The organism is Brevundimonas alba (genome assembly GCF_011927945.1).
In the GTDB taxonomy this organism is placed as follows: Bacteria; Pseudomonadota; Alphaproteobacteria; order Caulobacterales; family Caulobacteraceae; genus Brevundimonas; species Brevundimonas alba.
Genome location: NZ_JAATJM010000001.1, coordinates 1,747,671 through 1,772,362, shown reverse-complemented (window position 1 = coordinate 1,772,362; position 24,692 = coordinate 1,747,671). Strand labels below are relative to the sequence as shown.

At 67.6% G+C, this 24,692-nt stretch carries 21 protein-coding genes; 12 read left to right on the top strand and 9 right to left on the bottom strand.

Features of this window, described 5'->3' with window-relative positions:
- Positions 1–40 precede the first annotated feature (40 nt).
- The 5 genes from GGQ87_RS08615 (at position 41) to GGQ87_RS08595 (ending at position 8,389) form a co-directional block, all read left to right on the top strand.
- On the top strand, positions 41–745 hold the full coding sequence (locus tag GGQ87_RS08615) for an HAD family hydrolase (RefSeq protein WP_168046566.1): 705 nt from the start codon (positions 41–43) through the stop codon (positions 743–745).
- Positions 746–912: 167 nt separating this feature from the next.
- Entirely contained in the window at positions 913–4,287 is a 3,375-nt protein-coding gene (locus GGQ87_RS08610) for a TonB-dependent receptor domain-containing protein (protein WP_168046564.1), read from the top strand.
- Between the two features lie 164 nt (positions 4,288–4,451).
- On the top strand, positions 4,452–4,766 hold the full coding sequence (locus GGQ87_RS08605; RefSeq protein WP_245161443.1) for a ribonuclease E inhibitor RraB: 315 nt from the start codon (positions 4,452–4,454) through the stop codon (positions 4,764–4,766).
- 16 nt (positions 4,767–4,782) lie between these two features.
- Positions 4,783–8,082 (top strand): carbamoyl-phosphate synthase large subunit, encoded by a 3,300-nt coding sequence (gene carB, locus GGQ87_RS08600; RefSeq protein ID WP_168046562.1) that lies wholly within the window; start codon positions 4,783–4,785, stop codon positions 8,080–8,082.
- Positions 8,075–8,389 carry a DUF1294 domain-containing protein gene (locus GGQ87_RS08595; protein ID WP_168046560.1) on the top strand — a complete coding sequence of 105 codons (315 nt, stop codon included), beginning with the start codon at positions 8,075–8,077 and terminating at the stop codon, positions 8,387–8,389. Before carB ends, GGQ87_RS08595 begins: the two co-directional genes overlap by 8 nt.
- A gap of 29 nt (positions 8,390–8,418) precedes the next feature.
- On the opposite strand, the gene GGQ87_RS08590 is transcribed toward GGQ87_RS08595, so the two are convergent.
- From GGQ87_RS08590 to selD, 4 genes are all read right to left on the bottom strand, one after another.
- On the bottom strand, positions 8,419–10,479 hold the full coding sequence (locus GGQ87_RS08590; protein WP_168046558.1) for a TonB-dependent receptor plug domain-containing protein: 2,061 nt from the start codon (positions 10,477–10,479) through the stop codon (positions 8,419–8,421).
- A 280-nt stretch (positions 10,480–10,759) separates the two neighbouring features.
- Entirely contained in the window at positions 10,760–12,055 is a 1,296-nt protein-coding gene (locus tag GGQ87_RS08585) for a dicarboxylate/amino acid:cation symporter (RefSeq protein WP_168046556.1), read from the bottom strand.
- Positions 12,056–12,064: 9 nt separating this feature from the next.
- Positions 12,065–13,129, bottom strand: a complete 1,065-nt coding sequence (gene mnmH, locus GGQ87_RS08580) for a tRNA 2-selenouridine(34) synthase MnmH (protein WP_168046554.1) — start codon at positions 13,127–13,129, stop codon at positions 12,065–12,067.
- Positions 13,126–14,181 carry a selenide, water dikinase SelD gene (gene selD / locus GGQ87_RS08575; RefSeq protein ID WP_168046552.1) on the bottom strand — a complete coding sequence of 352 codons (1,056 nt, stop codon included), beginning with the start codon at positions 14,179–14,181 and terminating at the stop codon, positions 13,126–13,128. The genes mnmH and selD overlap by 4 nt, the downstream gene beginning before the upstream one ends.
- A gap of 64 nt (positions 14,182–14,245) precedes the next feature.
- On the opposite strand from selD, the gene GGQ87_RS08570 reads away from it, so the two are divergent.
- Positions 14,246–16,093, top strand: coding sequence for a family 43 glycosylhydrolase (locus GGQ87_RS08570; RefSeq protein WP_168046550.1), 1,848 nt, complete (start codon positions 14,246–14,248; stop codon positions 16,091–16,093).
- A gap of 19 nt (positions 16,094–16,112) precedes the next feature.
- Here the strand turns inward: GGQ87_RS08570 and GGQ87_RS08565 are convergent, their stop codons facing one another.
- Entirely contained in the window at positions 16,113–17,096 is a 984-nt protein-coding gene (locus tag GGQ87_RS08565; RefSeq protein ID WP_168046548.1) for a hypothetical protein, read from the bottom strand.
- 126 nt (positions 17,097–17,222) lie between these two features.
- On the opposite strand from GGQ87_RS08565, the gene GGQ87_RS08560 reads away from it, so the two are divergent.
- The 5 genes from GGQ87_RS08560 to GGQ87_RS08540 all read left to right on the top strand — a co-directional run bounded on the left by GGQ87_RS08560 (position 17,223) and on the right by GGQ87_RS08540 (position 20,030).
- Complete coding sequence (locus GGQ87_RS08560) at positions 17,223–17,426, top strand: cysteine protease (RefSeq protein WP_168046546.1); 204 nt, start codon at positions 17,223–17,225, stop codon at positions 17,424–17,426.
- A gap of 61 nt (positions 17,427–17,487) precedes the next feature.
- The gene (locus GGQ87_RS08555) at positions 17,488–18,153 is read left to right on the top strand and encodes a glutathione S-transferase family protein (RefSeq protein ID WP_168046544.1); all 666 of its coding nucleotides are present in this window, start codon (positions 17,488–17,490) and stop codon (positions 18,151–18,153) included.
- 92 nt (positions 18,154–18,245) lie between these two features.
- Positions 18,246–18,446, top strand: a complete 201-nt coding sequence (locus GGQ87_RS08550; RefSeq protein ID WP_168046542.1) for a hypothetical protein — start codon at positions 18,246–18,248, stop codon at positions 18,444–18,446.
- Between the two features lie 115 nt (positions 18,447–18,561).
- Positions 18,562–19,035 (top strand): transcription elongation factor GreA, encoded by a 474-nt coding sequence (gene greA / locus GGQ87_RS08545; RefSeq protein WP_168046540.1) that lies wholly within the window; start codon positions 18,562–18,564, stop codon positions 19,033–19,035.
- Positions 19,026–20,030: an ELM1/GtrOC1 family putative glycosyltransferase gene (locus GGQ87_RS08540; RefSeq protein WP_168046538.1), complete on the top strand. Its 1,005-nt coding sequence runs from the start codon at positions 19,026–19,028 to the stop codon at positions 20,028–20,030. The genes greA and GGQ87_RS08540 overlap by 10 nt, the downstream gene beginning before the upstream one ends.
- On the opposite strand, the gene GGQ87_RS08535 is transcribed toward GGQ87_RS08540, so the two are convergent.
- The gene (locus GGQ87_RS08535) at positions 20,027–21,217 is read right to left on the bottom strand and encodes a pre-peptidase C-terminal domain-containing protein (protein ID WP_168046536.1); all 1,191 of its coding nucleotides are present in this window, start codon (positions 21,215–21,217) and stop codon (positions 20,027–20,029) included. The two genes, GGQ87_RS08540 and GGQ87_RS08535, sit on opposite strands and share 4 nt — an antisense overlap.
- Positions 21,218–21,317: 100 nt before the next feature.
- Positions 21,318–21,497: a glycine zipper domain-containing protein gene (locus tag GGQ87_RS08530; protein WP_209282421.1), complete on the bottom strand. Its 180-nt coding sequence runs from the start codon at positions 21,495–21,497 to the stop codon at positions 21,318–21,320.
- A 79-nt stretch (positions 21,498–21,576) separates the two neighbouring features.
- On the opposite strand from GGQ87_RS08530, the gene trxB reads away from it, so the two are divergent.
- Complete coding sequence (gene trxB, locus GGQ87_RS08525) at positions 21,577–22,587, top strand: thioredoxin-disulfide reductase (RefSeq protein WP_168046532.1); 1,011 nt, start codon at positions 21,577–21,579, stop codon at positions 22,585–22,587.
- Positions 22,588–22,597: 10 nt separating this feature from the next.
- On the opposite strand, the gene GGQ87_RS08520 is transcribed toward trxB, so the two are convergent.
- Together GGQ87_RS08520 and GGQ87_RS08515 are read right to left on the bottom strand one after the other, a co-directional pair.
- Positions 22,598–23,005 (bottom strand): response regulator, encoded by a 408-nt coding sequence (locus tag GGQ87_RS08520; protein WP_168046530.1) that lies wholly within the window; start codon positions 23,003–23,005, stop codon positions 22,598–22,600.
- An 84-nt stretch (positions 23,006–23,089) separates the two neighbouring features.
- Positions 23,090–24,613 (bottom strand): sensor histidine kinase, encoded by a 1,524-nt coding sequence (locus tag GGQ87_RS08515; RefSeq protein ID WP_168046528.1) that lies wholly within the window; start codon positions 24,611–24,613, stop codon positions 23,090–23,092.
- Positions 24,614–24,692 lie beyond the last annotated feature (79 nt).

The following is a 24,692-nucleotide window of genomic DNA, read 5'->3' as shown; positions in this document are numbered from 1 at the left end:
CACGGGTTGAATCCGCCGCCGTCCCGCGCGAAGGACGGCCATGACCATCACCACGGTCGGCCTCGATGCCGACGATACCCTCTGGCACAACGAGACTATCTTCCGCCTGACGCAGACGCGGTTCCTCGAGCTGTTGTCCGAGCACGACACCGAGGCGGTCCAGCAGCGACTGGCGGAGGTCGAACGCCGCAACCTTCGGCTCTATGGTTACGGGGTAAAGGGTTTCACCCTGTCGATGATCGAGACCGCGATGGAGATGTGCGGCGGCGACCCGCCATCGGGCGCGATCCGGGAAATTCTGGCAGCCGGTCGCGAGATGCTGGCTCACCCGGTCGAAACCCTCCCCGGCGTGGACGAGGCGCTGGCGCGTCTGTCGGAACGCCACCGTCTGGTGCTGATCACCAAGGGCGATCTGCTGGATCAGGAACGGAAGCTGGCGGCCTCGGGGCTCGGCGACCTGTTTGCTGCGATCGAGATCGTTTCGGAGAAGGACCGGTCTACCTACGAACGAATCTTCGCCCGCCACGGAACCGGGGCGGAGGAAGCCGTAATGGCCGGGAACTCGATGAAGTCGGACGTGTTGCCTGCTCTCCAGGCCGGCGCATTTGCCGTCCACATCCCGTATGCGATCACCTGGGCGCACGAGTTGGCCGATGCCCCCGAGGGCCACACCCGCTACGGAGCCTTGCATTCGATCGAGCAACTTCCGGACTGGATCGAAGAACAGCAACGCTCGTTCGACTAACGTCGTCGCATGACAGAACAAGCTGGACCATTGCTCAAGTAACGCAGAAATATTTTAGATATGTCCGCCAGAGGTCTTGACCCGGCATATCTGTGGTGAGTTTGTGTCGGTCGTCTGGCTTGGGGGAGGCAGGCTTCCGGTTCCTCTCACGATCGAGACCTAATTTTATGACTGCAAAGCGTAACCATCTGCTCGCCAGCACGGTTCTGGCGGGCGCAATGGCGTTCTCGGCGACCGCTTTCGCCCAGACGCCCTCCCCGGCCACCGATCCGAACACGGTTCAGAACGCGCCGGTCAACCAGATCCCGGATCCGGCCGAGCCCGAAGCCGCCCAGCTCGGAGAAATCGTGGTCACCGGTTCGCGCATCCGCCGCGACCCGACCAACGCCCCGACCCCGCTGATCCAGGTTCAGCGCGAAGAGCTGCTGAACACCGGTCAGGCCACGGTCATCGACTATCTCGCGACCATCCCGGCCCTGTCGAACTCCGTCGTTCCGTCGGACACCACGGGCTCCGGCCTCGGCGACTCCGGTCTGTCGCTGCCGAACCTGCGCAGCCTCGGGTCGAACCGCACCCTGACGCTGGTAGACGGCCGCCGTCACGTCGGTTCGAACGGCGGCTCGCTTTCGGTCGACATCGACACCATCCCCCGCCTGCTGATCGAGAACATCGAGATCGTCACGGGCGGCGCGGCCTCGGTTTACGGCGCCGACGCCGTTTCGGGCGTCCTGAACTTCATCCTGCGCAAGGATTTCGAAGGCCTGGAGATCGACGCCAACTACGGCATGATCAACCAGCACGGTGAAGCCAACAAACGCTTCTCCGCGCTTTGGGGCACCAATCTCCTCGACGACCGCCTGAACGTCTATGTTCACGGCGAGTACGAGGAAATCGACGAAGTCACCTCGCTCGACATCGACTGGCTGCGCAACGCTCCGGTCCGCATCGGCACGGACGCCGATCCGACCACCGCCCGCTTCGACGGCATCCAGGACGCGACCCTGTTCACCGGCGTGCGCCGCATCGACCTGCCCCGCTGGGGTCAGACGACGCTCGTCACCGTCCAGCAGCCGAGCCCGCTGAGCGATCCGGACGTCCCTTACGAGAACTGCTTCCCTGATCCGACCGACCAGTTCTCCTTCACCTACGCGGCCAACTGCTTCGGCGTCACGCCGGGCCGGACCTACTGGTACGAGGGCAATACGGCGCGTCTGGCCAACTTCGGCACCCGCGTCGGCAACACGGGCGCCAACCGTCCGTACAACATCGGCGGCGACGGCGAGAACCCGGCGGAATTCAGCACCGGCTCACGGGTGCCCAGCTCGGAATCGGCGCGCTTCCAGACCGGCCTGAACTTCGAACTGACGCCGGACATCACCCTCTACGGTGAAGCCAAATACATCACCGAAGACTCGTACGACGTCTCGCAGCCGACGTTCTTCGACATCGATCTGGTCGATTCCTACAGCGCGACCCGGGCCAACCCGATCTACAACGTCGCCAACTTCGACCTGCGCTGGAGCGACAACGCCTTCCTGCCGGCCAATGTGAAGGCGGCGATCGCGAACAACTTCGTGACGCCCTATTCGCCGCCTACCGCGACCAGCCCCGGCACGCCGCTGGCGCCCATCCTCGTGCAGCAGGCTCGTCACAGCCTGTTCGGTCCGGACCGCAGCCAGGAGAACACCCGCGAACTGACGCGCTTCGTCGCCGGCATCCGGGGCGTCCGCGATCAACTCGGCTTCGTCAGCGATATCTCGTGGGACATCGGCTACACCTACGGTGAGGTCGAGGTCGAGAACCGTGAACGGGCCGTCGACAGCCAGCGCTTCGCCCTCGCCGCGGACGCCGTTGTCGACACCGCTGGCATCGTCAACGGAACGCCCGGTGAAATCGTCTGCCGCGTTCAACTGCTCGCCGCCCAAGGCGTGGCGCCCGGCCGTCTTTCGCAGGGGCCCGCCGCTCCGGGGGATCTGCGCGACACGGCGTATGGTCAACAGTCGATCGACGAGTGCGCTCCGCTCAACGTCTTCGGCAAGGGCAACCAGAGCGCTGAAGCTCTGGCGTACATCGACGCCGTCGTCGGCATCACGGAGCGCAACGAGCAGGAGCAGGCGATCGCTTCGGTCTCCGGCAATCTGTGGGACCTGTGGGGCGCCGGACCGATCGGTCTGGCCCTCGGCGCCGAGTACCGTCGCGAAGCCACCTCGGCCACCGGCCGCGACAATGACACCGCCGGCCGTCCGCTGCTGTTCCTCAACACCGGTCCGGATTTCCCGGAAGCAGAATACACCAGCAAGGAAGCCTTCGCCGAACTGTCGCTGCCGCTGTTCCGCGACAGCTGGATGGGCGAGTATGCCGAACTGAGCGGTTCGTATCGCTACGCCGACTACAGCACCGTCGGGAACGTCGACGTCTATGGCGTGAACCTGGTCTACCGTCCGATCGAGGACATCTCGTTCAAGACCAGCTTCAACACTTCGGTTCGCGTGCCGAACCTGGGTGAGAATTTCTCGCCCTACAGCCAGACGTTCCTGAACGACATCGTCGATCCCTGCGCCACCTTGGCGATCGCGGCCCAGGACGCCGAAACGCAAGCGAACCGCATCGCCAACTGCACGGCCCTGGCCCAGCAGCAAGGTCTGACGTTCGACTTCGCCGGCGCCACGGCGACCAACGCCGACGACTTCCGCCCCGACTATCAGTCGGGCGTGGCGGGCGTCAGCGGCGGCAACCCGTTCCTGAACCCGGAAGAGTCGGAAAGCTTCACCTTCTCGACGGTGCTGCGTCCGCGCTTCATCCCGAACTTCTCGCTGGTGCTGGACTATTACGAGATCGAGATCGATCAAGTGATCTCGGCGGTTTCGGCGGGAACCGTGGCGGCCAACTGCGTGAGCGGCCCGACGCTGAACTCGGCCGCCTGCGCCACCATCTTCCGCAACAACCCGGACATCCCGTTCGGCATCGGCGCTCCGGTTGGGGATCCGATCGGCGGCTTCATCGAGGGGTCGGTCAACTACGCCTCGCTGTCGACCCGCGGTCTGGACTTCACGGCGCGGTACTCCTTCGACTTCGAGGAGATGATGGGCCGCAACTGGGGCACGCTGGACTACTCGCTGGGCGGCCTGTGGCTGATCGAGCAGCAGCAGTTCCTGAACTCGGAGGATCCCTCGGACTTCGACGAACTGTCGAGCACGCTGTTCTACCCGCGCGTTCGCATGACCTCGTCGCTGACTTGGACCCCGAACGACGTGTGGAGCGTCAACTGGACGATGGACTGGCAGACCGCCCAGGACATCGTGCAGATCCGGGATCTGATCGCCAACCCGGACCAGCGGGCCTTCGACGAGCGGGACACCCGCAACTTCGCCCGGAACGACTTCACGGTCCGGTACAATGTGCGGGACGACCTGTCGCTGCGGGCGGGCGTGGTCAACGCGTTCGACGCGGAGCAGGCGCCCTATCTCGGCACCACGCTATACTCGAACTTCGACCCCTACGGCCGTCGCTTCTTCATCGGCCTGAACTGGCGCCCGTTCTAAACAGCACGGACGATCACGAACGGGGGGCGGCTCGCAAGAGCCGCCCCTTTTTCGTTGCCACTGCCGCCCCCCCTCTCTAAACGGGCCGCTTAACCGACAACCGGAACCGCCCCGCGCAGGCCCCTGCCCGCGCCGAGCCCGCGCACGCGAGGAGAGCCGCCGCCTTGACCGATGACGCCGTCCCTCACGAAGAGCGCGACGCCATGGTCCGGGCGTCCCTTGCGGAGCATGGCGACAGCGGCATCACGCCCAGGCACACGCTGTTCTACTTCTACGGGGCGGGGGATCACGACGACCTCAACGAGGTGGCGCGACGGGCCGGCTTCCTGACGCGGGGGCAGGACGACTGCACCATCCTCGAAACCACGATGGCGGTGGATCAGACGTCCTTCGACCCGGTCTCCGCCATGATGCAATCCTGGGCCGCGGCCTTCCAGCTGGATTACGACGGCTGGGAGTGCGCGGTCGTGACGAACTGAAAGTGCTGTAGAAACAATGCCGAAGCGCACGGATATTCAGTCGATCCTGATCATTGGGGCGGGGCCCATTGTGATCGGACAGGCGTGCGAGTTCGACTATTCCGGCGTCCAGGCGTGCAAGGCGCTGAAGGCCGAGGGATATAGGGTCGTTCTGGTCAATTCCAATCCGGCCACGATCATGACGGACCCGGAGGTGGCCGACGCCACCTACATCGAGCCGATCACGCCGGAGTTCGTCGAGCGCATCATCGAGAAAGAGCGGCCCGACGCCCTGCTGCCGACCATGGGCGGGCAGACCGCGCTCAATACGGCGCTGGCGCTGGACGCCTCGGGCGCGCTGAAAAAGTGGGGCGTCGAGATGATCGGGGCCCGCGCCGACGTCATCGACAAGGCCGAGGACCGCCAGAAATTCCGTGACGCCATGGACAAGCTGGGCCTCGAGAGCCCGCGGTCCAAGGCCATCCACCACATCGACGAGGCCGAAGACGCGCTGGAGTTCGTGGGTCTGCCGGCGATCATCCGCCCCAGCTTCACCCTCGCCGGCACCGGCGGCGGCATCGCCTACAATGTCGAGGAGTTCCGCGAGATCGTGGAGCGCGGCCTCGACCTGTCGCCGACCACCGAAGTCCTCATCGAGGAGTCGGTGCTGGGCTGGAAGGAGTATGAGATGGAGGTCGTCCGCGACAAGGCGGACAACTGCATCATCATCTGCTCCATCGAGAACATCGACCCGATGGGGGTGCACACCGGCGACTCCATCACCGTCGCCCCGGCCCTGACGCTGACCGACAAAGAGTACCAGCGGATGCGCACGGGCTCGATCAACGTCCTGCGCGAGATCGGCGTCGAGACCGGCGGGTCGAACGTGCAGTGGGCGATCAACCCGGCGGACGGCCGGATGGTGGTGATCGAGATGAATCCGCGCGTGTCGCGGTCCTCGGCGCTGGCGTCCAAGGCCACGGGGTTCCCGATCGCCAAGGTCGCCGCCCGGCTGGCCGTCGGCTACACGCTGGACGAACTCACCAACGACATCACCCAGGTCACGCCGGCCTCGTTCGAGCCGAGCATCGATTATGTGGTCACCAAGATCCCGCGCTTCGCATTCGAGAAATACCCCGGGGCCGAGGCGACCCTGTCGACGTCAATGAAATCGGTCGGCGAGGTCATGGCCATCGGCCGAACCTTCCAGGAGTCGATGCAGAAGGCGCTGCGGGGGCTGGAGACCGGCCTGACCGGCTTCAACGAGATCGAGATCGACGGGGTGCTGGAGGTCGACGACGAGGCCTCTGTCCGCGCCGCCGTCGTGCGGGCGCTGGGCCAGCCGACGCCGGACCGCATCCGCGTCATCGCCCAAGCCTTCCGTCATGGTCTGTCGGTAGAGGAGGTCAACGCCGCCTGCTCCTACGAGCCGTGGTTCCTGCGCCAGATCGCGGACATCGTGCGCACCGAGGGCCACATCGTCGTTCAGGGCCTGCCGACCACCGCCACCGACTTCCGCAAGCTGAAGGCCAAGGGCTTCTCGGACGCCCGCCTCGCTCAGTTGACCGGCGCAACGGAGGCCGCCGTTCGCAAGGCCCGCCGCGCCCTCGACGTCCGCCCGGTGTTCAAGCGGATCGACACCTGCGCGGCCGAGTTCGCCAGCGCCACCGCCTATATGTATTCGACCTACGAGACCGGCGCGCTGGGTCAGGTTCCGGCCTGCGAGTCCGACCCGAGCGACCGCAGGAAGGCGATCATCCTCGGCGGCGGGCCGAACCGGATCGGGCAAGGCATCGAGTTCGATTACTGCTGCTGCCACGCGGCCTTCGCCTTCGACGACATCGGCGTGGAGTCGATCATGGTCAACTGCAACCCCGAGACGGTGTCGACCGACTACGACACCTCGGACCGGCTGTATTTCGAGCCGCTGACGGCCGAGGACGTGCTGGAGCTGATCGATGTCGAGCGCTCGAAGGGCGAGCTGATCGGCGTGGTCGTGCAGTTCGGCGGCCAGACTCCGTTGAAGCTGGCCCATGCCCTGCAGGAAGACGGCGTGCCGATCCTGGGCACCAGCGTGGACTCCATCGATCTGGCCGAGGATCGCGAGCGGTTCCAGGTCATGCTGCACGACATCGGCCTGATGCAGCCGCCGAACGGTCTGGCCCGCAGCGCCGAAGAAGCCGCGCGCAAGGCGGACGAGGTCGGCTATCCGGTCGTGCTGCGTCCCTCCTATGTGCTGGGCGGCCGCGGCATGATGATCGTCCACGACCGCGAGCAGCTGGATCGCTACGTCGGCGAGGCCATGCGGGTGTCGGGCGACGATCCCGTGCTGATCGACCACTATCTGAACCGCGCCACCGAGGTCGACGTCGACGCCCTGTGCGACGACGAGACGGTCTTCGTCGCCGGCGTGCTGGAGCATATCGAGGAGGCCGGCGTGCACTCCGGCGACAGCGCCTGTTCGATGCCGCCGTTCTCGCTGTCGGCCGAGATCGTCGCCGAGCTGAAGCGCCAGACCGAGGCCATGGCGCGGGCGCTGAAGGTCCGTGGCCTGATGAACGTGCAGTTCGCCATCGAGGAGCCGCACAGCGCCGAACCGCGCATCTTCGTGCTGGAGGTCAATCCGCGCGCCAGCCGCACGGCGCCCTTCGTGGCCAAGACCATCGGCCAGCCCATCGCGTCGATCGCCGCCAAGGTCATGGCCGGCGTGCCGCTGAAGTCGTTCGGCCTGGCCGACAAGCCGTACGACCATATCGCGGTCAAGGAGGCTGTCTTCCCGTTCGCGCGCTTCGCCGGCGTCGACACCATCCTGGGTCCCGAGATGCGTTCGACGGGCGAGGTCATGGGGCTGGACTGGAAGCGCGACGGCGAGGCCGACATGGCCCCCGCCTTCGCCCGCGCCTTCGCCAAGAGCCAGATCGGGGGCGGCACCACCCTGCCCGTCGCCGGCTGCGCCTTCGTCAGCGTCAAGGACGGCGACAAGCCGTTCATCGTCGATGCGGTGAAGACCCTGCTGGCCGAGGGCTTCAGCGTGATGGCGACGGGTGGCACGCACAGCTTCCTGGTCGACCAAGGCCTGCCCGTGACCTTCGTCAAGAAGGTGCTGGAGGGCCGTCCGCACATAGTCGACGCGATGAAGAACGGCGAGGTCCAGCTGGTTATCAACACGACCGAGGGCAAGCAGTCGCTGCAGGACAGCTTCAGCCTGCGCCGGACGGCCCTGATGATGAAGATCCCCTACTACACCACGACCGCCGGGGCGCTCGCGGCGTCACAGGCGATCGGGGCGATCAAGGCCGGGGACCTGGATGTTCGGCCGATCCAGGATTATGGCTGAGCCTGTGCTCAGCGTCTCTGTCATCGACCGGGGGCTCATCCTGCTGATCCTGGCCGAGGCGGCGACATTCTGCCTGTTCTGGTTCGACAAGCATCAGTCCCGCGAACATGGATGGCGCGTGGGGGAGAGCACCCTCCTTCTCGCCTCGGTGTTCGGGGGTCTGGGCGGCTGGACGGGCCAGCACCTGCTTCGCCACAAGACGCGCAAGGAACCGTTTCGCACCCGGTTAGGGGTCATGATCCTCACCCACCTGATCGGCGTCGCTTCCCTCTTCTGGCTGCTTCTGAGCCAGATGCCCGACACCTGAACCAAGCCGGTAATGTTCCCCGGACGACTTTAGAACTTGCCCCTGATTTCAAGCGCGTAGATCGGACCAACCGTCCTGTCGCGCCGCTCATAGAATGATACGGGGTCCGTGCGCCGCCCCGCGAAGCTGGTGCGGCGCAGATAGCTTTCGCCGCTGAACACGTTGCCGACACTGGCCCGAACTGTCAGGCCATACACATCCTTGTGCTCGACGAAGACGTTGCCGCTGACGGGGAACTCAAATCCGTGCGCGACTTCTGACGGCCGGAAGGTAGGCGCGTAGCGCTGGTGGCTGACGCCGAAGCCATAGGCCCAAGGCGTCTCCGGCACGTCGTGACGGAACGAAAGGCTGACGAAGCGGCGAAGGTTCCCCGTGATTGGCCGGTCCTCGCCCGTGACCGGGTCCTCGAGGCTCGTCTCCTGGAACCAGAGACGGGTATCGATCTTGACCCCGCGCCAGCCCATGGGGTCGAGGTTGACGGTATTGCGCCATTCGACTCCGTATCGCGTCGCGCTGTCGAGATTGCCGACAGACTGCCCTGTCGCGCCGACCGGGATGATGTCCACGATGTCGTCGATGAGGTGGGCGTAAACCCTCAGCGTCGAACTGCCCCAAGCACCGCGGCTGTGGTTCGCCTCGACCTCGGCTTCCCAGCTTTGTGGCGGCACCAGATTGGGATTCTCTTCCTCGCTGGTGTTGTTGCTCAGGTCGATCGACGCGAGGAAGTCGCCGAAGTTCAGCTGGCCGACCCGGCGCTGAAGACGGATATTGTACCGCGTCTCCGGCGAGGCCTGCCACACGGCGGTCAGCTGGCCTTTGGGCCGCTGGAAGGTGCGCGTAAGGCCATTGCCGCCGATCTGGCTGAGTTCCGAATACTCCGCGCCCGCGGCGATCTGGAACGAGAACGTCGGGCTGAGAGGGCGGCCGTAGCTGGCGATGGCCTCGTAGCGCATCTCCTCGACCCGCGCCGTCGCGCCGGGGAAGGGAATTTCCGTGTAGTTCCCTGCCGGTTGCAGCAGGAACAGCCGGCTCTCGCTGTCGAGAGCATTGAACGCGGCCTCCACCGAGATCTGCCAGTCCGCCTTGCCTTGTTTCCAGCGGTATTCGCCGCGGCCGATCCTCTCCGATTCCTCTGAGCGGCCGGTGAGGCGGTCGCCGGTGTTCGCCCGACCATCGTCCCAGGTGGAGACGACATTGTTCTCGAATTCGACGTCGCGGAGTCGGTCCAGCCCGATCAGCTTCAGCCGACCCGCCCCGACCGCAAACTCGTAGTCACCGCCGATCTCGTAATCGAAGCCTTCGGTCAGGTTGTCGAAATCGACCGTGCGCGCCACGCCTGTAGCCGGGGTGCGGCGGCTCTCCTCGAGATAATCCGACCTGATGTCGCGGTAGGCGAGGCTCAGATTGCCCGCCGCATCGCCGGGACCATCCACCCTGAACCGCGCGGTCGCCCGAGGCTGGTTCGAATCCGCCGTCCAGACATCATAACGCTCCTCGCGGATGCTCCCGTCAGGATTGTAAATGAAGGTGTCACCTCCGGCTCCGCTGTGATTGACCTGGTTTTCAAGGCCGAAGGTGTACTGGACCGGTCCCCTCTCCCCGCTGACGGAGACGTTGAACCGGGTCCAGACCGGCTCGGTGAACCGCGCGCGGTACTCGGGCGTGTATGCATACTGACCGGTCAGCCCCCCTGCCTTGACGATGATGTTTGCGACCTGCCCCGAAAGGCCGGGTATCCGGAGGCCGGCCGCATCGCGTATTTCGATCCGCTCTACGTTGGCGGCCGGTATGCGGCGCAGCTGGGCCAGGACGTCGTCGCTCTTGTTGGACGCCCGCTGGCCGTTGACGAGCACATTGCCCGTCGCCTCTCCGAGTCCGCGTTCCACAACATCGGTCCGGATGGAGAATCCCGGCACCTGGTTCAGCATGTCCAGCGCGTTGGACGGCGCAAAGCGGGCGAAGTCGGCCGGCGTGTAGGTCCTGATCTGAGTTTCGGCCGCTGCGGGCGCTACTTCGGCAGGCGCGGGCGTCTGGGCGTGAACCACAGTCGCGAGCCCGAGCGCCGCCAGCAGGGCAAGGCCGGAGCTCATGCCCCGTCGAACGGCCGGCGGAGTCAAGGCTATGGGTGCGCAGCTCATCGGACGCCTCTACGGAGAGAGCAGGCGGCTCCGCGCCCTCGGCGCAGTTCACCCGACACGGAACATCACCGAACGCCCCCTCAAGCGCCCTGCGTCGGACCCCTCCACCGGGTGCGTCCTGAACTGAAGCTGCCGGTCGAGTTGCAGCCTCTCCAGTTACAATCTGGACAGGTGGATTAAATGTCGGACAGGTCCGGCCACAGTCTCGCCGCAAGCGATGCTCGCTCGCGGGCTAGATCCCCGACGCCGCCTCCGGATCCGCCGTCGCGTCGCGGCCCTCGACGATGCGGGCGGCCGCGAGGTCGGCGGTGACGTTGCCGATGGTGCGGAAGATGTCGGGCACGACCTCGACGGCGAGCAGCAGGGGCAGCACTTCCAGCGGCAGGCCCATGACGATGGCGATGGGGGCGATGGAGGCGAAGAAGCTGACCTGACCCGGCAGGCCGACCGTGCCGACGCTGACGGCCAGGGCGGTGACTCCGCCGGCGATCAGGACGCCGGGGGTCAGGGGAATGCCGTGCAGGTGAGCGACGTAGATGCAGACGGCGAGGTTGGCGACGGTAGAGGTGATGCGGAACACCGCCACCGCGAGCGGCAGGACTAGGCCGGCCGTCGCGGCGGAAACGCCGAGCCGGTCACGGGCGCGCTCGACCATCACCGGCAGGCAGGCGAGCGAGGACTGGGTCGAGAAGGCCACCACTTGGGCCGGAGCGGCGGCGCGGGCGAAGCGCGGCAGGCTCACGCGGCCCCAGACCACGGCGACGGCGTAGGTAAGCAGGATCAGGCCGATGAGGGCCAGCACCACGATGCCGATGTAGTGGCCCAGCACCCCGGCGGCCCCGAGTCCGGCCCTGAGGCCGACGCCGAGCGACAGGGCGAAGACGCCGACGGGGGCGGCGAGCAGAACCCAGTGGACGATGACGATCATCGCCTCGGCCACCGCTTCGAAGAAGACAGTCAGGGGCTGGCGCAGCCGGTCCGGCAGGCGGGTCGCCGCGAAGCCGAAGACGATGGCGAAGACGACGATGCCGAGGATGGCGTCCTCCGCCGCGGCGCGAATGGGATTGGCCGGGGCGAGGCTGGTCAGGAAGGCGGTCAGGCCGCCGCCGCCGACGTTCTCGCGGACCGCCGCGTCTCCCGTGGCGCCGGACAGCAGAAGCCGCCCGCCTTCGGGATCGATGGGCCAGATCGCGTGCAGGCCTTCGGAGGCGAGGATGCCGTAGAGGGTGGCGCCGACCAGCAGGGCCGCGAAGACGGCGACCGCCTTGAGGGCCAGCCGACCGGTCGCCGCGGCGTCCGAGATGGAGGCGATGCCCGTCACCAGCAGGGCGAAGACCAGCGGGATGATGGTCATGCGCAGGGCGTTGAGCCACAGCTGGCCGAGGCCTTCGACGACGGCCACCGTGCCCGTGCCGCCGGGGATGCCCCAGGCTTGGGCCGCCGCGCCGGCGAGCAGGCCGGCGACGAGGGCGACGAGGACCCTCAGGCTGAGGGAGGACATCAGGGCGGCGGTGCGGGAACGGGTCATGGCGCGAAGCTAGGCGTGGCGAGCGCCAGCGTCGAGCGCGGAAACGATGTCGGCGGCGGCGGCGTCCAGGGCGGCGGGGGTCAGGTCCGGCAGGGAAAGGCGACGCAGCAGCGGGCGGTCGCGAGCGGCGCCAGTACGGCGGTACGCGGGGTCGTAGTGGGCCTCGATCAATTGGCGGACCAGGGGCTCCAGATCCCCGGCGGCGGCGAGCGCCCGCCATTCGGCGACGGTGGTTTTGGCGTGGTGGCGCGGGAGGCGGGTCAGGGCGACGTCAAGCGCCTGCGGGTCGGCGGCGATCCCGGCGTAGGCGCGCAGGGTGAAGGCCACGCGGGCGTCCACGGGGGCTTCGATCTCGATCACGGACGCCGCGGCCATGGCGGCCCAGAGGGAGGGCGGGACGACACGCGCGCCGATCTTGCTGCTCTCGGCCTCGACGATCACGGGCCGGGCCGGGTCGAGACGGGACAGGGCGTCGTGCAGACCGGTCTCGAAGGCCTTCTGCGAGGGCTGGCCGCCGGGCATGGCGCCGAACAGGGAGCCGCGGTGGGCGGCGAGCGCCTCGAGGTCGAGGGTCTGGACGCCGCGCGCGGCGATGGCGTGCAGGAGGGCGGTCTTGCCGGAGCCGGTGGGGCCGTCGAGCAGGGTCAGGCGGTGCGGCAGAGGGGCGTCGTAGAGGGCCGCCTTCACCTGACGACGCCAGGTCTGGTAGCCGCCGTCGAGCACAGCGACCGGCCAGCCGACCTGGTCCATGACGGTCACCATGGCGCCGAAGCGCTGCCCGCTCCGCCAGCAATAGACCAGTGGCTTGAACGATCCGTCGCGGCCGCCGAGCGGGCCTTCCAGATGTGCGGCGATGTTGCGGGCGACGAGGGCGGCGCCGGTTCGGCGTGCGAGGAATTTGGAGCCCTGCACGTATTCGGTTCCGACGGCGGCGCGCTGGGCGTCGTCGAGGACGGGCAAGTTGATGGCGCCGGGGATGTGGTCGAGGGCGAATTCGGAGGGGCTGCGCACGTCGATGATGGCGTCGAAGCCGTCTCGGGCGTCGGGCGACAGGTCGGTCGTGCGGCGGATCATGCGACGACGCGGATGCGGGGCGGGCCTTCGAGGACGCGGCCGACGGGCTCGGCGGTGAAGCCCTCCGCGCTTGCGAGGGCCCGGACGGCCGGGGCGTCGGCTTCGGCCACGGCGATCAGCAGGCCGCCGGAGGTCTGGGGGTCGGTCAGCAGGTCGCGGCGCCAGGGTTCGAGGCCGTCCGGCAGGTCGATGTCGGCGCCGTAGCTGGCCCAGTTGCGGGTCGAGGCGCCGGTGCGGACGCCGGCTTGCAGCAGGGGAAGGACGCCGGACAGGAGCGGCGGGCGGGCGGTGATCTCGATGGTCGCGGCGGTGCCGCGGGCCATCTCCAGCGCATGGCCCAGCAGACCGAAGCCGGTCACGTCGGTGACTGCGTGGACTCCCGGGCGGCCTGACAGTTTGGCGCCGAGGGTGTTCAGCCGGGTGCTGGAAGCGATCAGGGCCGCGTAGCCCGCCTCGTCCAGTTTCTCCTGCTTCAAGGCGGCGCTGAGAACGCCGACGCCGAGTGGCTTGGTCAGGAGGAGGACGTCGCCGGCCCGCGCGCCGCGGTTGGTCAGGACCTGATCCGGATGGACGAGACCGAGGGCGACGAGGCCGTAGATCGGCTCGAAGCTGTCGATGGAATGGCCCCCGGCGACGGGGATGCCGGCCGCCGCGCAGACCGAGGCGCCGCCTTCGAGAATCCGCCCGATGGTGGCGGTTGACAGCACATTCACCGGCATGCCGACGAGGGCGAGGGCGAAGATTGGGGTCCCGCCCATGGCGTAGACGTCGGACAAGGCGTTGGTCGCGGCGATCCGGCCGAAGTCGAAGGGATCGTCGACCACCGGCATGAAGAAGTCGGTGGTGGCGACGAGCGCCTGGGTGTCGTTGAGGCGCCAGACGGCGGCGTCGTCGCTGGTCTCGGTCCCGACGAGCAGATCGGCGAACGGTACGGCCTGCGGCATGCCCTTGAGGATGTCCTGCAGCAGGGCCGGCGCGATCTTGCAGCCGCAGCCGCCGCCGTGGGCGAGCGAGGTCAGGCGGGGCTCTGCAGGGCTCTCTGGCGTGGTCATGGCCAAGGTCTGGGCGAAACCGCTCGTGAACTCAACAGGCGGGGGCGCGTGGTACCGTGGGGTCATGCGCACCGCCCTGCCGATCGCCCTCGCCGCCGTTCTTCTGGCGGTCCCCGCCGCCGCCCAGGAGGCCCGGCCGCGGACATGGGCCAATCCGGTAGACGTCGATTACAAATACAATTTCGAGCAGACGCACCGGGGCATCAGCTACCGGACCGGGGCGGACCCGGTCATCGTGCTGCACCGCGACCGCTACTTCCTGTTCCAGACGCTGGCGGACGGATACTGGACCAGCGAGAACCTGCTCGACTGGACCTATGTGCAGCCGGACAAGTGGCCGTTCGAGTCGAATGTCGCGCCGGCGGCGGCGTCGGACGGGGAGCGGCTGTATCTGATGCAGTCGGCGTTCGAACCGCGGCCGATGCTGGTCAGCGAGCATCCGGAGACGGGGCAATGGGACTGGCATACGCGGGTGCTGCCGCCCGTCTCCGGTGCGGTGAGCCAGAACGAGGAAGGCAGCTATGGCGACGCCGGCCTGCCAGAGGGCAAGCTGCCGCCGGGGCCGTGGGACCCGGGCCTGTTCATCGACGACGATGGGAAGTGGTACCTCTACTGGGGCTCGTCGAACGTCTATCCGCTGTTCGGCTCGGAGATCGATCCGACGCCGCCGGTGCGGTTCGTGGGCGAGCCGACGCGGCTGCATGTGCTGCATCCGGACCAGCATGGCTGGGAGCGTTTCGGTCAGGATCACTCAGGGACCCTGCCGGACGGGACGGCCATCAAGTCCTTCATGGAAGGGGCGTGGATGACGAAGCACGGCGGGCGGTACTATCTGCAGTACGGCGCCCCCGGCACGGAATACAACGCCTACGCCAACGGGACCTATGTGGCGTCCAGCCCGTTGGGACCGTTCGAATACGCGCCGTACAACCCGGTCAGCTACAAGCCGGGAGGCTTCGTCGAGGGGGCGGGGCACGGCTCGACCTTCCAGGATCGATACGGCAACTGGTGGAACACGGGCACGCCGTGGATCGGGCACAACTGGACCTTCGAGCGGCGCATCGCGATGTTCCCCGGCGGCTTCACGGCCGACGGCCAGATGCATTTCTCCAGCCGGTTCGGCGACTATCCGCAGCGGATGCCGACGGAGACGGTCGAGGATCCCGACAGCCTGTTCACTGGCTGGTTCCCGCTGTCCTACAAGGCCGAGGCCGAGGCGTCCTCGACGGTGGGCGAGTTCACCGCCGACAGGGCGACCGACGAGAACCCCCGCACCTTCTGGGTCGCCGGGGCCAACCGGGCGGGCGAGACGCTGACGCTGGACCTAGGCGGGGTGAAGAGGGTCCATGCGGTGCAGGTCAACTATGCGGACTACCAGTCGGGCATCTATGCCGAGCGGCCGGACATCCGCACCCGGTTCCGCATCCTGTGGTCCGTCGACGGCGCCGACTGGCGGGTGTTCGCGGACCTGTCGGATTCAGAACGCGACCGTCCCAACGCCTATGTCGAGGGCGAGCGGCCGGTGGATGCGCGGTTTATCCGCTACGAGCACGGCGAGGTCGCGGCGGCCCATCTGGCCATCTCGGACCTGCGGGTGTTCGGAACCTCGGACGGCCTGCCGCCGGAGCGGCCGACCGATATCCGCGTCGAGCGCGGCCGTGACCAGAGGAACGCCACCGTCCACATCGCCCCGGTCTCGGGCGCTTTGGGCTACAACGTCCGCTGGGGCACGGCGCCCGACCGGCTGTTCCTGACGTATCAAGTCTATGGCGACGACCTGCGCGATCTCGGCGATCAGCTGGAGGTGCGGGCGTTGAACACCGGCGTGGACTACTGGTTCGCTGTCGAGGCCTTTTCGCCGAGCGGCGTATCGCCGTTGAGCCGGGTCGTGCGGGTTCCGGCGAGGGACTGAACCCGCCGCCTTCTGATGGTCACTCCGCAGGTTCCGCGGCCGCCGTCCGGTTCATGATAGCGGCCACGGCGTCGGCCTGGGCGCCGGCGGTGCGGCGGCGGGAGGGGGAGTCGTAGAGGGCCCGGAGGTAGGACTCGTCCCATTCGGTCATGCCCGGCACGCCCAGCCGATTGTCGAACAGGTTCAGAACCGTATCGAAGGCGCCGGTGTCCGCTCCCGGATCGACCTGAGCCAGGGTGACCATGGCCAGATAGTCGCCGAGCTGGGCGGCGTTCAGACCCGCGACGCCGTCGATGTCGACGATGACGATCGACTTGTAGAGCTGATCGATGATCTGGCTGGTCAGCCGGGAGGCGCCACCGGCCGACTGGATGATGGGCGCGCCGACACCGACGCAGTCGGTCGGCGTCTCGCACCCCAGCGCCTCGGATAGCCGACGGCTGACGGAACTTCCTGCGCGGTCGCCCGGCACCCGGACCGCACGCCGCCCCGTCTCGCTGTCGATCGGCACGCTGAGCGTCCACCAGCGGACCGGCCGCTCCGTCTGCTGAAACTCCCGGAGTGCCGCCGTGCCCCGGTCGATGCCATTGCCGCCGTGGCGGAAGACACGAGGATCGGCCTCGACGACGGCCCGGGTGAGCGCGCCGGCCTCGGTGGTGAAGACGACGATGATGTTGGCCTCGCAGCCGGGGCCTTCGACCTCGATGCCCAGTTCGCCCGCCCGCGCGGCCATCCGGTCGACGATGGGCTGGGCGACGGCGCGGTCGAGGTTGGCGATGCCGTGGCAGACCTTCAGCCACCGGCCAAGACCCCGTCCGCGGGCCGGGGCCGAGACACGTTCGACGAAGGCCCGCGCAAGATCGACATTGGCGCGCGCGACCACCTCGACGTCCTCGACGCGGGTGGGGGCGGTCTGCGGATCCTGCACGGGATCCTGGGGTCCCGCGAGCGCAAGCGCGGCCAGCAAGGCGGCGATGGTTTCGATCATGAGCAGCCCACGCATCCGGGATTGAACCTTGGCCTTATGTGGTCACGCCGCCTTGGGTTGAGCAAACCCAATCACGACACGGGGGCCACGCGGCGTGAACGGCCGGACCGCCCGAGCGTTGTGCTTCCGAAGGAGACCGCCATGCCCATCCCCAGACTTGCGCCCCTGATCGGCGGACTGCTGCTCAGCCAGGGCGGTCGGCGGCTGGCCGGCCGCCATGCAGGCAAGCTGGCGCTGGCTACGCTGGCGTTCCAGCTGTGGGAGAGCCGCCGGACCGGCCGCACCGCCCCGCCGCCCGAGCCCATGCCGAAGCCACGGCGTCGCTGGAGCGGTCGGCGAAGCTGAAAATCGCTGGACCGACGCCGCGTAAACTCCGCTAACTGCGACGCCCAGCGGAGCCTTGGTCATGATCACCGTCCACCATCTGAACGACTCCCGCTCGCAGCGGGTCCTGTGGCTGCTGGAGGAACTGGGTGTCGCCTATGAGGTGAAGCGGTATCAGCGCGACGCGCGCACGATGCTGGCTCCGCCCGAACTCAAGGCCATTCATCCGCTCGGCAAGTCTCCGGTGCTGGACGACGGACCCGCGCGGATCGCCGAGACGGGCGCGATCATCGAATACCTGCTGGACAGCCATGGCGGCTCGGCCCTCCGGCCGGCGCGGGGCACGCCGGAAGGGCGGCGCTTCACCTACTGGCTGCACTACGCCGAAGGGTCGGCGATGACGCCGCTGCTGCTGAAGCTGATCTTCAGCCAGATTCCCAAACGGTCTCCCCTGATGGTGCGTCCGGTCGCGTCCGGCATCGCCCGCAAGGTCGACGCCTCGCTGGTAAACCCGCAGATCGCCGCCCACACGGCCTATTGGGAAGCCGAACTGGCCAAGTCGGAATGGTTCGCCGGCGACGCCTTCTCGGCCGCCGACATCATGATGAGCTTTCCGGTCGAGGCGGCGGGCAGCCGGGTCGGCTATGGCGCGGACAAGCCCCGTCTAAAGGCGTTTCTGGAGCGTATCCACGCCCGTCCCGCCTACCAGCGGGCGCTGGAACGCGGCGGGCCATATAGCTACGCGTGAGCCTATGCGGCGGAGAAGCCACACCCGGCGCCTGCCCTGAAATGGCCGCGAGCCGGACGGCAACCGGCGCCCCTCCCGGTCGTTAACGGTTCATGCGCCTGAAAACCGTTCAAGTTATCGCCGCCTTGGCCGCAGCCGTCGCCTTCGTGCTCGCCTTCATGGCGGCCGGAATATTTATCGTCTCGAGTCTGTTCATGGCCGCCGGCCTCGCCGCCATTGCCTGGCTGGCGTGGAGCCTGATCCGGCAGGTCCGCGGCCGGACGCGCGGGCGGCCCGCATCCGGGTCCGTCTGATCAGGCCTTGAACCGCGGCGCAGGGCGCCCTACCCTCTTTGGCCGGTCGCGTGCGCCCAGCGACCTCTGTGCCGAGTAAGTCTGTCAGTCGGGCTAGCCAAGAAACTCACGACATATGGAAAAAGTGCCGATGACGGCCGAGGGCTATCGCGCCCTCGACGATCAGTTGAAGCAATTGAAGTCGGTCGAGAGGCCGAGCGTCATCGCGGCCATTTCGGAGGCGCGCGAACACGGCGACCTGTCCGAAAACGCCGAGTATCACGCGGCCAAAGAGCGGCAGGGCTGGATCGAAGGTCAGATCGCCGAGATCGAGGACAAGATCAGCCGCGCCCAGGTCATCGACGTCTCCAAACTGGACGGCAATCAGGTGAAGTTCGGCGCCACGGTCACCGTGGTCGACGAGGACACAGAGGAAGAGGGCCGCTACCAGATCGTCGGCGAGCACGAGGCCGACGTGAAGGCGGGCAAGATCTCCGTCACCTCGCCGATCGCGCGCGCCATGATCTCCAAGGAGGTCGGCGACGTGGTCGAGGTCAACACGCCCGGCGGCGTGAAGGCTTATGAAATCCTCAAGGTCGAGTGGAAGTAGGGACCGACAGGCCCCCGCTTACCGTCCAGGTCGTCTCCGACGGCCGGGCCGGCATCGAAAATCAGGCGCTGGGTCTGGCGGAAGCCGTCCAGCGCCTTTTTCCGTCCCGGATAGAGATCAAGCGCGTGCGCTGGCGCAAGGCGTTCGACCGGCTGCCGTCGGCGCTGAAAGCCGGGTGGATGCTGGATCCATCGTCGGACCCGGTTTTCCCGAGCGGGGGGGAGGCTTGGCCGGATCTATGGATCGCGACGGGCCGCGCCACCCTGCCGCTGTCGGCCATGGTCCGGCGCCGCTCGGGCGGGCGGACCTTCGTGGTCCAGACGCAGGATCCTCGCTGGAAGATGGACTCCTATGATCTGGTGGTCGCGCCGGCGCACGACGGCGTAGTTGGGCCGAACGTGCTGTCGATCACCGGATCGCCGCACCGGGTGACCGTTGAAAAGCTGGCGGAAGGCGCGGTGGCTTTCGAAGACAGGCTGGGGCCCCTGCCCCGCCCGCGCGTGGCTGTCCTGATCGGCGGGCGATCAGCGGCGTTCGACCTGCCTGAAGCCCATGCGGCGGCCTTGGCCGATCAGATCGCGGCGGCTGTGGCGGCGGTCGGCGGGTCGCTGATGCTGACCTTCTCACGCCGCACGCCCGAGGCGGCGAAACAGGCGATGACCGCGCGGCTGGCCTCCCTGCCCGGCATGATCTGGGACGGGACGGGGCCGAACCCCTATTTCGCCTTCCTGCATTTCGCCGACCATGTGCTGGTCACCGAGGACAGCGCCAATATGGCGGCGGAGGCGGCGTCGACCGGCGCCCCGGTGCACGTGCTGCCGATGGTCCCGCTGAAGTCCGCTGACAAGTTCGCCCGCCTGCACGCCGATCTGCGGGCCCGCGGCGCGGCCCGGCCGTTCGACGGCCGGCTGGAGGGATGGAGCTACGCGCCGCTCAATGAGACGGAGCGCGCGGCGCGGGCGGTGCTGGACGCGTTGAGCGCCATTCGCGCCTAGTTCTGCAGCGCGTACGGCTGGAACTCGCAGCCGACGCTGCGCACGACGGCGTAGAGAACCTCCGGGTTAGCCACGCCCGTCTCCGCCGCGAAGCCGACGCCGTCGTGTTCGGCGAAGAACTCCACCTCCTGGAAGCTCAGCACCCGCGGCAGTCCATATTTCATATAGGTGCGGCCGTTGATGCGGACCGGCTGATTGTCCCTGAACCATGGCAGACCCACCGCCTGGGTGGCGCCGATATCGGCGAGGGCGACTTCACGGCCCTCCATGATCACGACGCTGTCGGTTCCGTCAGTCTTGCCCCGCATCGAGCGCAGGGCGCGAGACCCCCGCTGATAGATGCAGGCGCCCGTAGAGGCCTGATTCGCGAAGCGGGACGACTGGACCGGCGCGGGCGCGGGTGAGGATGATCCGCCGCCGATCAAGAGGCTGAGCTGATAGGCGCCGGTCTCCCCGCCCCCGAGGCTGTTGGCGCGGATGGTGTAGGCGCCCTCTCGCGGCAGGGTGAGGTCGATCCGCGAATCCGTACCACCGGCGCCGTCGTCGTCGGTCCCGAGGCCGTCGCCGGCGCAGGAGCCGCCGGAATAGAGCGACAGATAGGTGTCGAAGTCGGCGGAGCGCATCTCGACCACCGCCCTCTGGCCGGCGCGTCCGGTGAAGGTGAAGCAGTCGTAGAAGCTGTCGTCTTCGGCGACGGAATCACCGGCGGCGAGGGCGCCGCGCACCGTCTGACCAAAGGCGATAGAGGCGCCGGACGTGGCGACCGGGGGCATGGGGGCGCCGCCGAGTTCCTGAACCGTGACGGTGTAGGCGCCGGTCTGCCCGGCCGAGAGGCTGTTGGCGCGGACCGACCAGAGGCCGCCGTCGCCAGTGAATTCGATCCGTGCGTCGGTCCCGCCAGCGCTGTCATCATCAGACTCGCTGCTGCTCCAGACGCATTTGGCGCCGGAGCCGAGGGCCATATAGGCGTCGAACGCGGCTGACCGCATCTCCACACGGTAGCGCTGGCCGGGGCGGGTCTGGAGCGAGAGGCAGTCGTAGAAGCTGTCGTCGCCGAGCCGCGCGTCCGAGGTCGCCAACTGCCCGCGCAGGGTTCCGCCGGGGGTGAGCGCCGACTGGGCGTCAGCCGCTCCGGCTCCAGCCATGACGACGCTGACGGCGAACACGCCAAGCTGCACAAGTTTCATCGCGGTACCCTCACCCCAAGCCGTTGAGGGGACTGGAAAAGCGGCGTTCCGTCAAGCCGTCCAGCACGGGCCGTTGCTGTGGCTCAGGCCGGGCAGGCCCTCATTTGGCGTCGTCGCCGCCGCGCCGCTTGTTCCGGGCGTCCATGGCGATGCCGAGAGCGAACCCGACGGCGATGCCGACGCCGATGCCCATGGCGAGGTTGTCCATGGCGACGCCCAGACCGGAGCCGATGGCCACGCCGAGCGCGATGCCTATGCCGAGGTGGCTGCGACCTTCCATGGGTCTTCTCCGTCGCATGGCTGTGAATGGATCGCAGCCTAGCATCGCGCGAACCGGAATCAGCGCCTAAATAGAGGCCATGAGCACTCCCCGCACCGTCCGCGTCGCCATCATCGGGTCCGGCCCCGCCGGCTGGACCGCCGCCATCTACGCCGCGCGCGCGATGCTGAGCCCGGTCGTCATCGCCGGTCTGCAGCCCGGCGGCCAGCTGACCATCACAACCGACGTCGAGAACTATCCCGGCTTCAAGGATGTGATCCAGGGGCCGTGGCTGATGGAGCAGATGCGGGCCCAGGCCGAGCACGTCGGCACCGAGGTGGTCGAGGACATCGTCGTCAAGGTCGACCTGTCGCAGCGGCCGTTCCGGCTGACGCTGGACTCAGGGACCGAGATGCTGGCCGAGACGGTGATCATCTCGACCGGCGCGCAGGCGAAATGGCTGGGGATCGAGAGCGAAGCGAAATACCAGGGCTTCGGCGTGTCGGCCTGCGCCACCTGCGACGGCTTCTTCTATCGCGGCAAGGACGTGATCGTGGTCGGCGGCGGCAACACCGCGGTCGAGGAGGCGCTGTTCCTGACCAATTTCGCGTCGAAGGTCACGGTGGTGCACCGGCGCGACGAGTTCCGCGCCGAGCGCATCCTGCAGGACCGGCTGTTCGCCCATCCGAAGGTCGAGGTGGTCTGGGACAACGCCATCGACGAGATCCTCGGCGAGACCAACGAATTCGGCGGCGTCAACGTCACCGGGGCGCGGGTCAAGAACGTGAAGACGGGCGAGACTCGGGAGATCAAGGCGGACGGCGTCTTCATCGCCATCGGCCACGCGCCGTCGTCGGAGTTGTTCGCCGGCCAGCTGGAGACCAAGCAGGGCGGCTATCTGGTGGTGAAACCCGGCACGGCGGCGACGGCGATCGAGGGCGTGTGGGCGGCGGGCGACGTGACGGACGACGTCTATCGCCAGGCGGTCACGGCGGCCGGCATGGGATGCATGGCGGCGCTGGAGGCCGTTCGCTTCCTCGCCGAACACGACCACAAGACGCAGGGCCACCCGATCACGCACAAGGAAGCCGAAAAGATCGGCGTCTGGTGACGTCGGGCGTTTAGCCGAACAGCTGCAATTCCGGCGGGGCGTAGAGCACCGGCTGGCCCTGACGACGGCGCAGGGCGTAGTCGACCGCCTTCTGCACCGCGGCCTCGTCGGTCGGCTTGGACAGGACGCCGATCGTGCCGGCGACGCCGCCGCGGACCATGCCGGGGTTGGCGGTCATGAAGAGCACGGATACGCCGAGGTCCTGACCCAGCTCGCGGCCCAGCGCCACGCCGGTCGGACCGTCCGACAGGTGGATGTCGACCAGCGCCAGATCGACGTCCGTCTCCTGCACCACCTCGCGCGCCGAACGGGCGTCGGCGACAGTAGCCACGACGTCGTGGCCGAGGTCCTCAAGGACGAAGCGGAGCTCCATGGCCACAAGGGCCTCGTCTTCGATGATCAGGATACGCGCAGTCATGGCAGTCGGTCAGTCTGGGGCCTTTGGTACGTCACCGAACATACGGTGACGGTTATTGAGCGTGCAGGTTGCGTGCGGGTTCCATCATGCGGCGTTTTGGGCCGCGCGACGGCGTGAGAGGGCTGTAGCGGGAAGATCGGCGACGACCTGCAAACCCTCGCGCAGCCATTTGCGTTCCAGCCGGCCGCCGAGCTGTCCCTCGACCGACAGGGTGGCCAGCGAGGTGCCGAAGCCGGTCTGCACCGGCGCGCCCTCCACGGCCGGTCCGCCGGTCTCGGTCCAGGTCAGGACGAAGCGGTCGTCGAGGCGGCGGGTGTCGAGCGTGACCTTGCCGCCTTCCGCCGACAGGGCGCCATATTTGGCGGCGTTGGTGGCCAGTTCGTGGAACAGCAGGGCGACGGAGGTGGCCGCCTGATCATCGAAGGTGGCGTCGTCTCCCGTGACCACCACCCGCGGCGTGCCCGTCAGTTCGCTGTAGGCCTTGAACAGGTCGGTCAGGAAGGCGTGCAGCGTCATGGTGCCGACGGTCGGGCGCGAATTCTCGGTGTGCGGCCTGACGAACTCGTGGGCCCGGGCGAGGGCATTGATGCGGGTGCGGACCGCGCCGGCGAACTCCTTGGCCTCGGGATGCTGGCGGGCCGACAGGGCGATCAGGGCCGAGACCACGGCGAAGATGTTCTTGATCCGGTGGCTGAGTTCCTGGCTGAGCAACTCCTTGGCCTGATCGGAGCGCTTCAGGTCGTCGATGTCGGTGCAGGTGCCGAACCAGCGCGTGATCTCGCCAGTCTCGTTGCGGATCGGCCGGGCGCGACCCAGTGTCCAGCGATAGACGCCGTCGTGGCGGCGCAGGCGATATTCGATCTCGTACGGATCGCCCGTCTCGAGACAGCGGCGCCATGTCGCCCAGGCGCGATCCTGATCCTCCGGATGGAACATGCCGTTCCAGCCTTCGCCGTCGGTCGAGCCATCGGGCACGCCGGTGAATTCGTACCAGCGGGCGTTGTAGTAGTCGTGGAATCCGTCGGGCAGCGTCGACCAGACCATCTGCGGCATGGAGTCGGCGATGGCGCGGAACTGGGCCTGCGACTGCTGCTGCCCGGCCAGGGCGCGACGCAGGTCGAGCTGGGTCATGACCTGGGCGGCAAGGACCTCGAGCGTTTCCATCTGCAGCGGCGTCGGCCCGTCAGGTCGCACCTTGGTGTCGAGAACGCAGAGGGTGCCGATGGGAAGACCTTCGGCCGACTTGAGCACCTGGCCGGCGTAGAAGCGGAGATGGGGTTCGGCCGTCACCAGCGGGTTGCAGGCAAACCGGTCGTCCTTCGTCGCGTCGGGAACCACCATCCGGTCTTCGGCGAGAATGGCGTGGGCGCAAAAGGAGGTGTCGAGCGGCGTCTCGCGCACGCCCAGCCCGGTCTCGGCCTTGAACCACTGCCGGCCCTCATCGATCAGGTTGATCACGGCGATGGGGGCATCGAAATGCCGCGCCACGAGGTTCACGATATCATCGAAGGCGCCTTCACGAGGCGTATCGAGGATGTCGTAGGCGCGAAGAGCCGCGAGCCGGTCGGCCTCGGACCAGTCAGCCGTGTTGTTTGTCGTGGGGTTCAAACGGACCTCAGGAGTGGCGTGGCGCGCCGGCTTCCTTCAATGCCGATCCATTCAAAGCGTTGCAATGAGAGACCGGAGT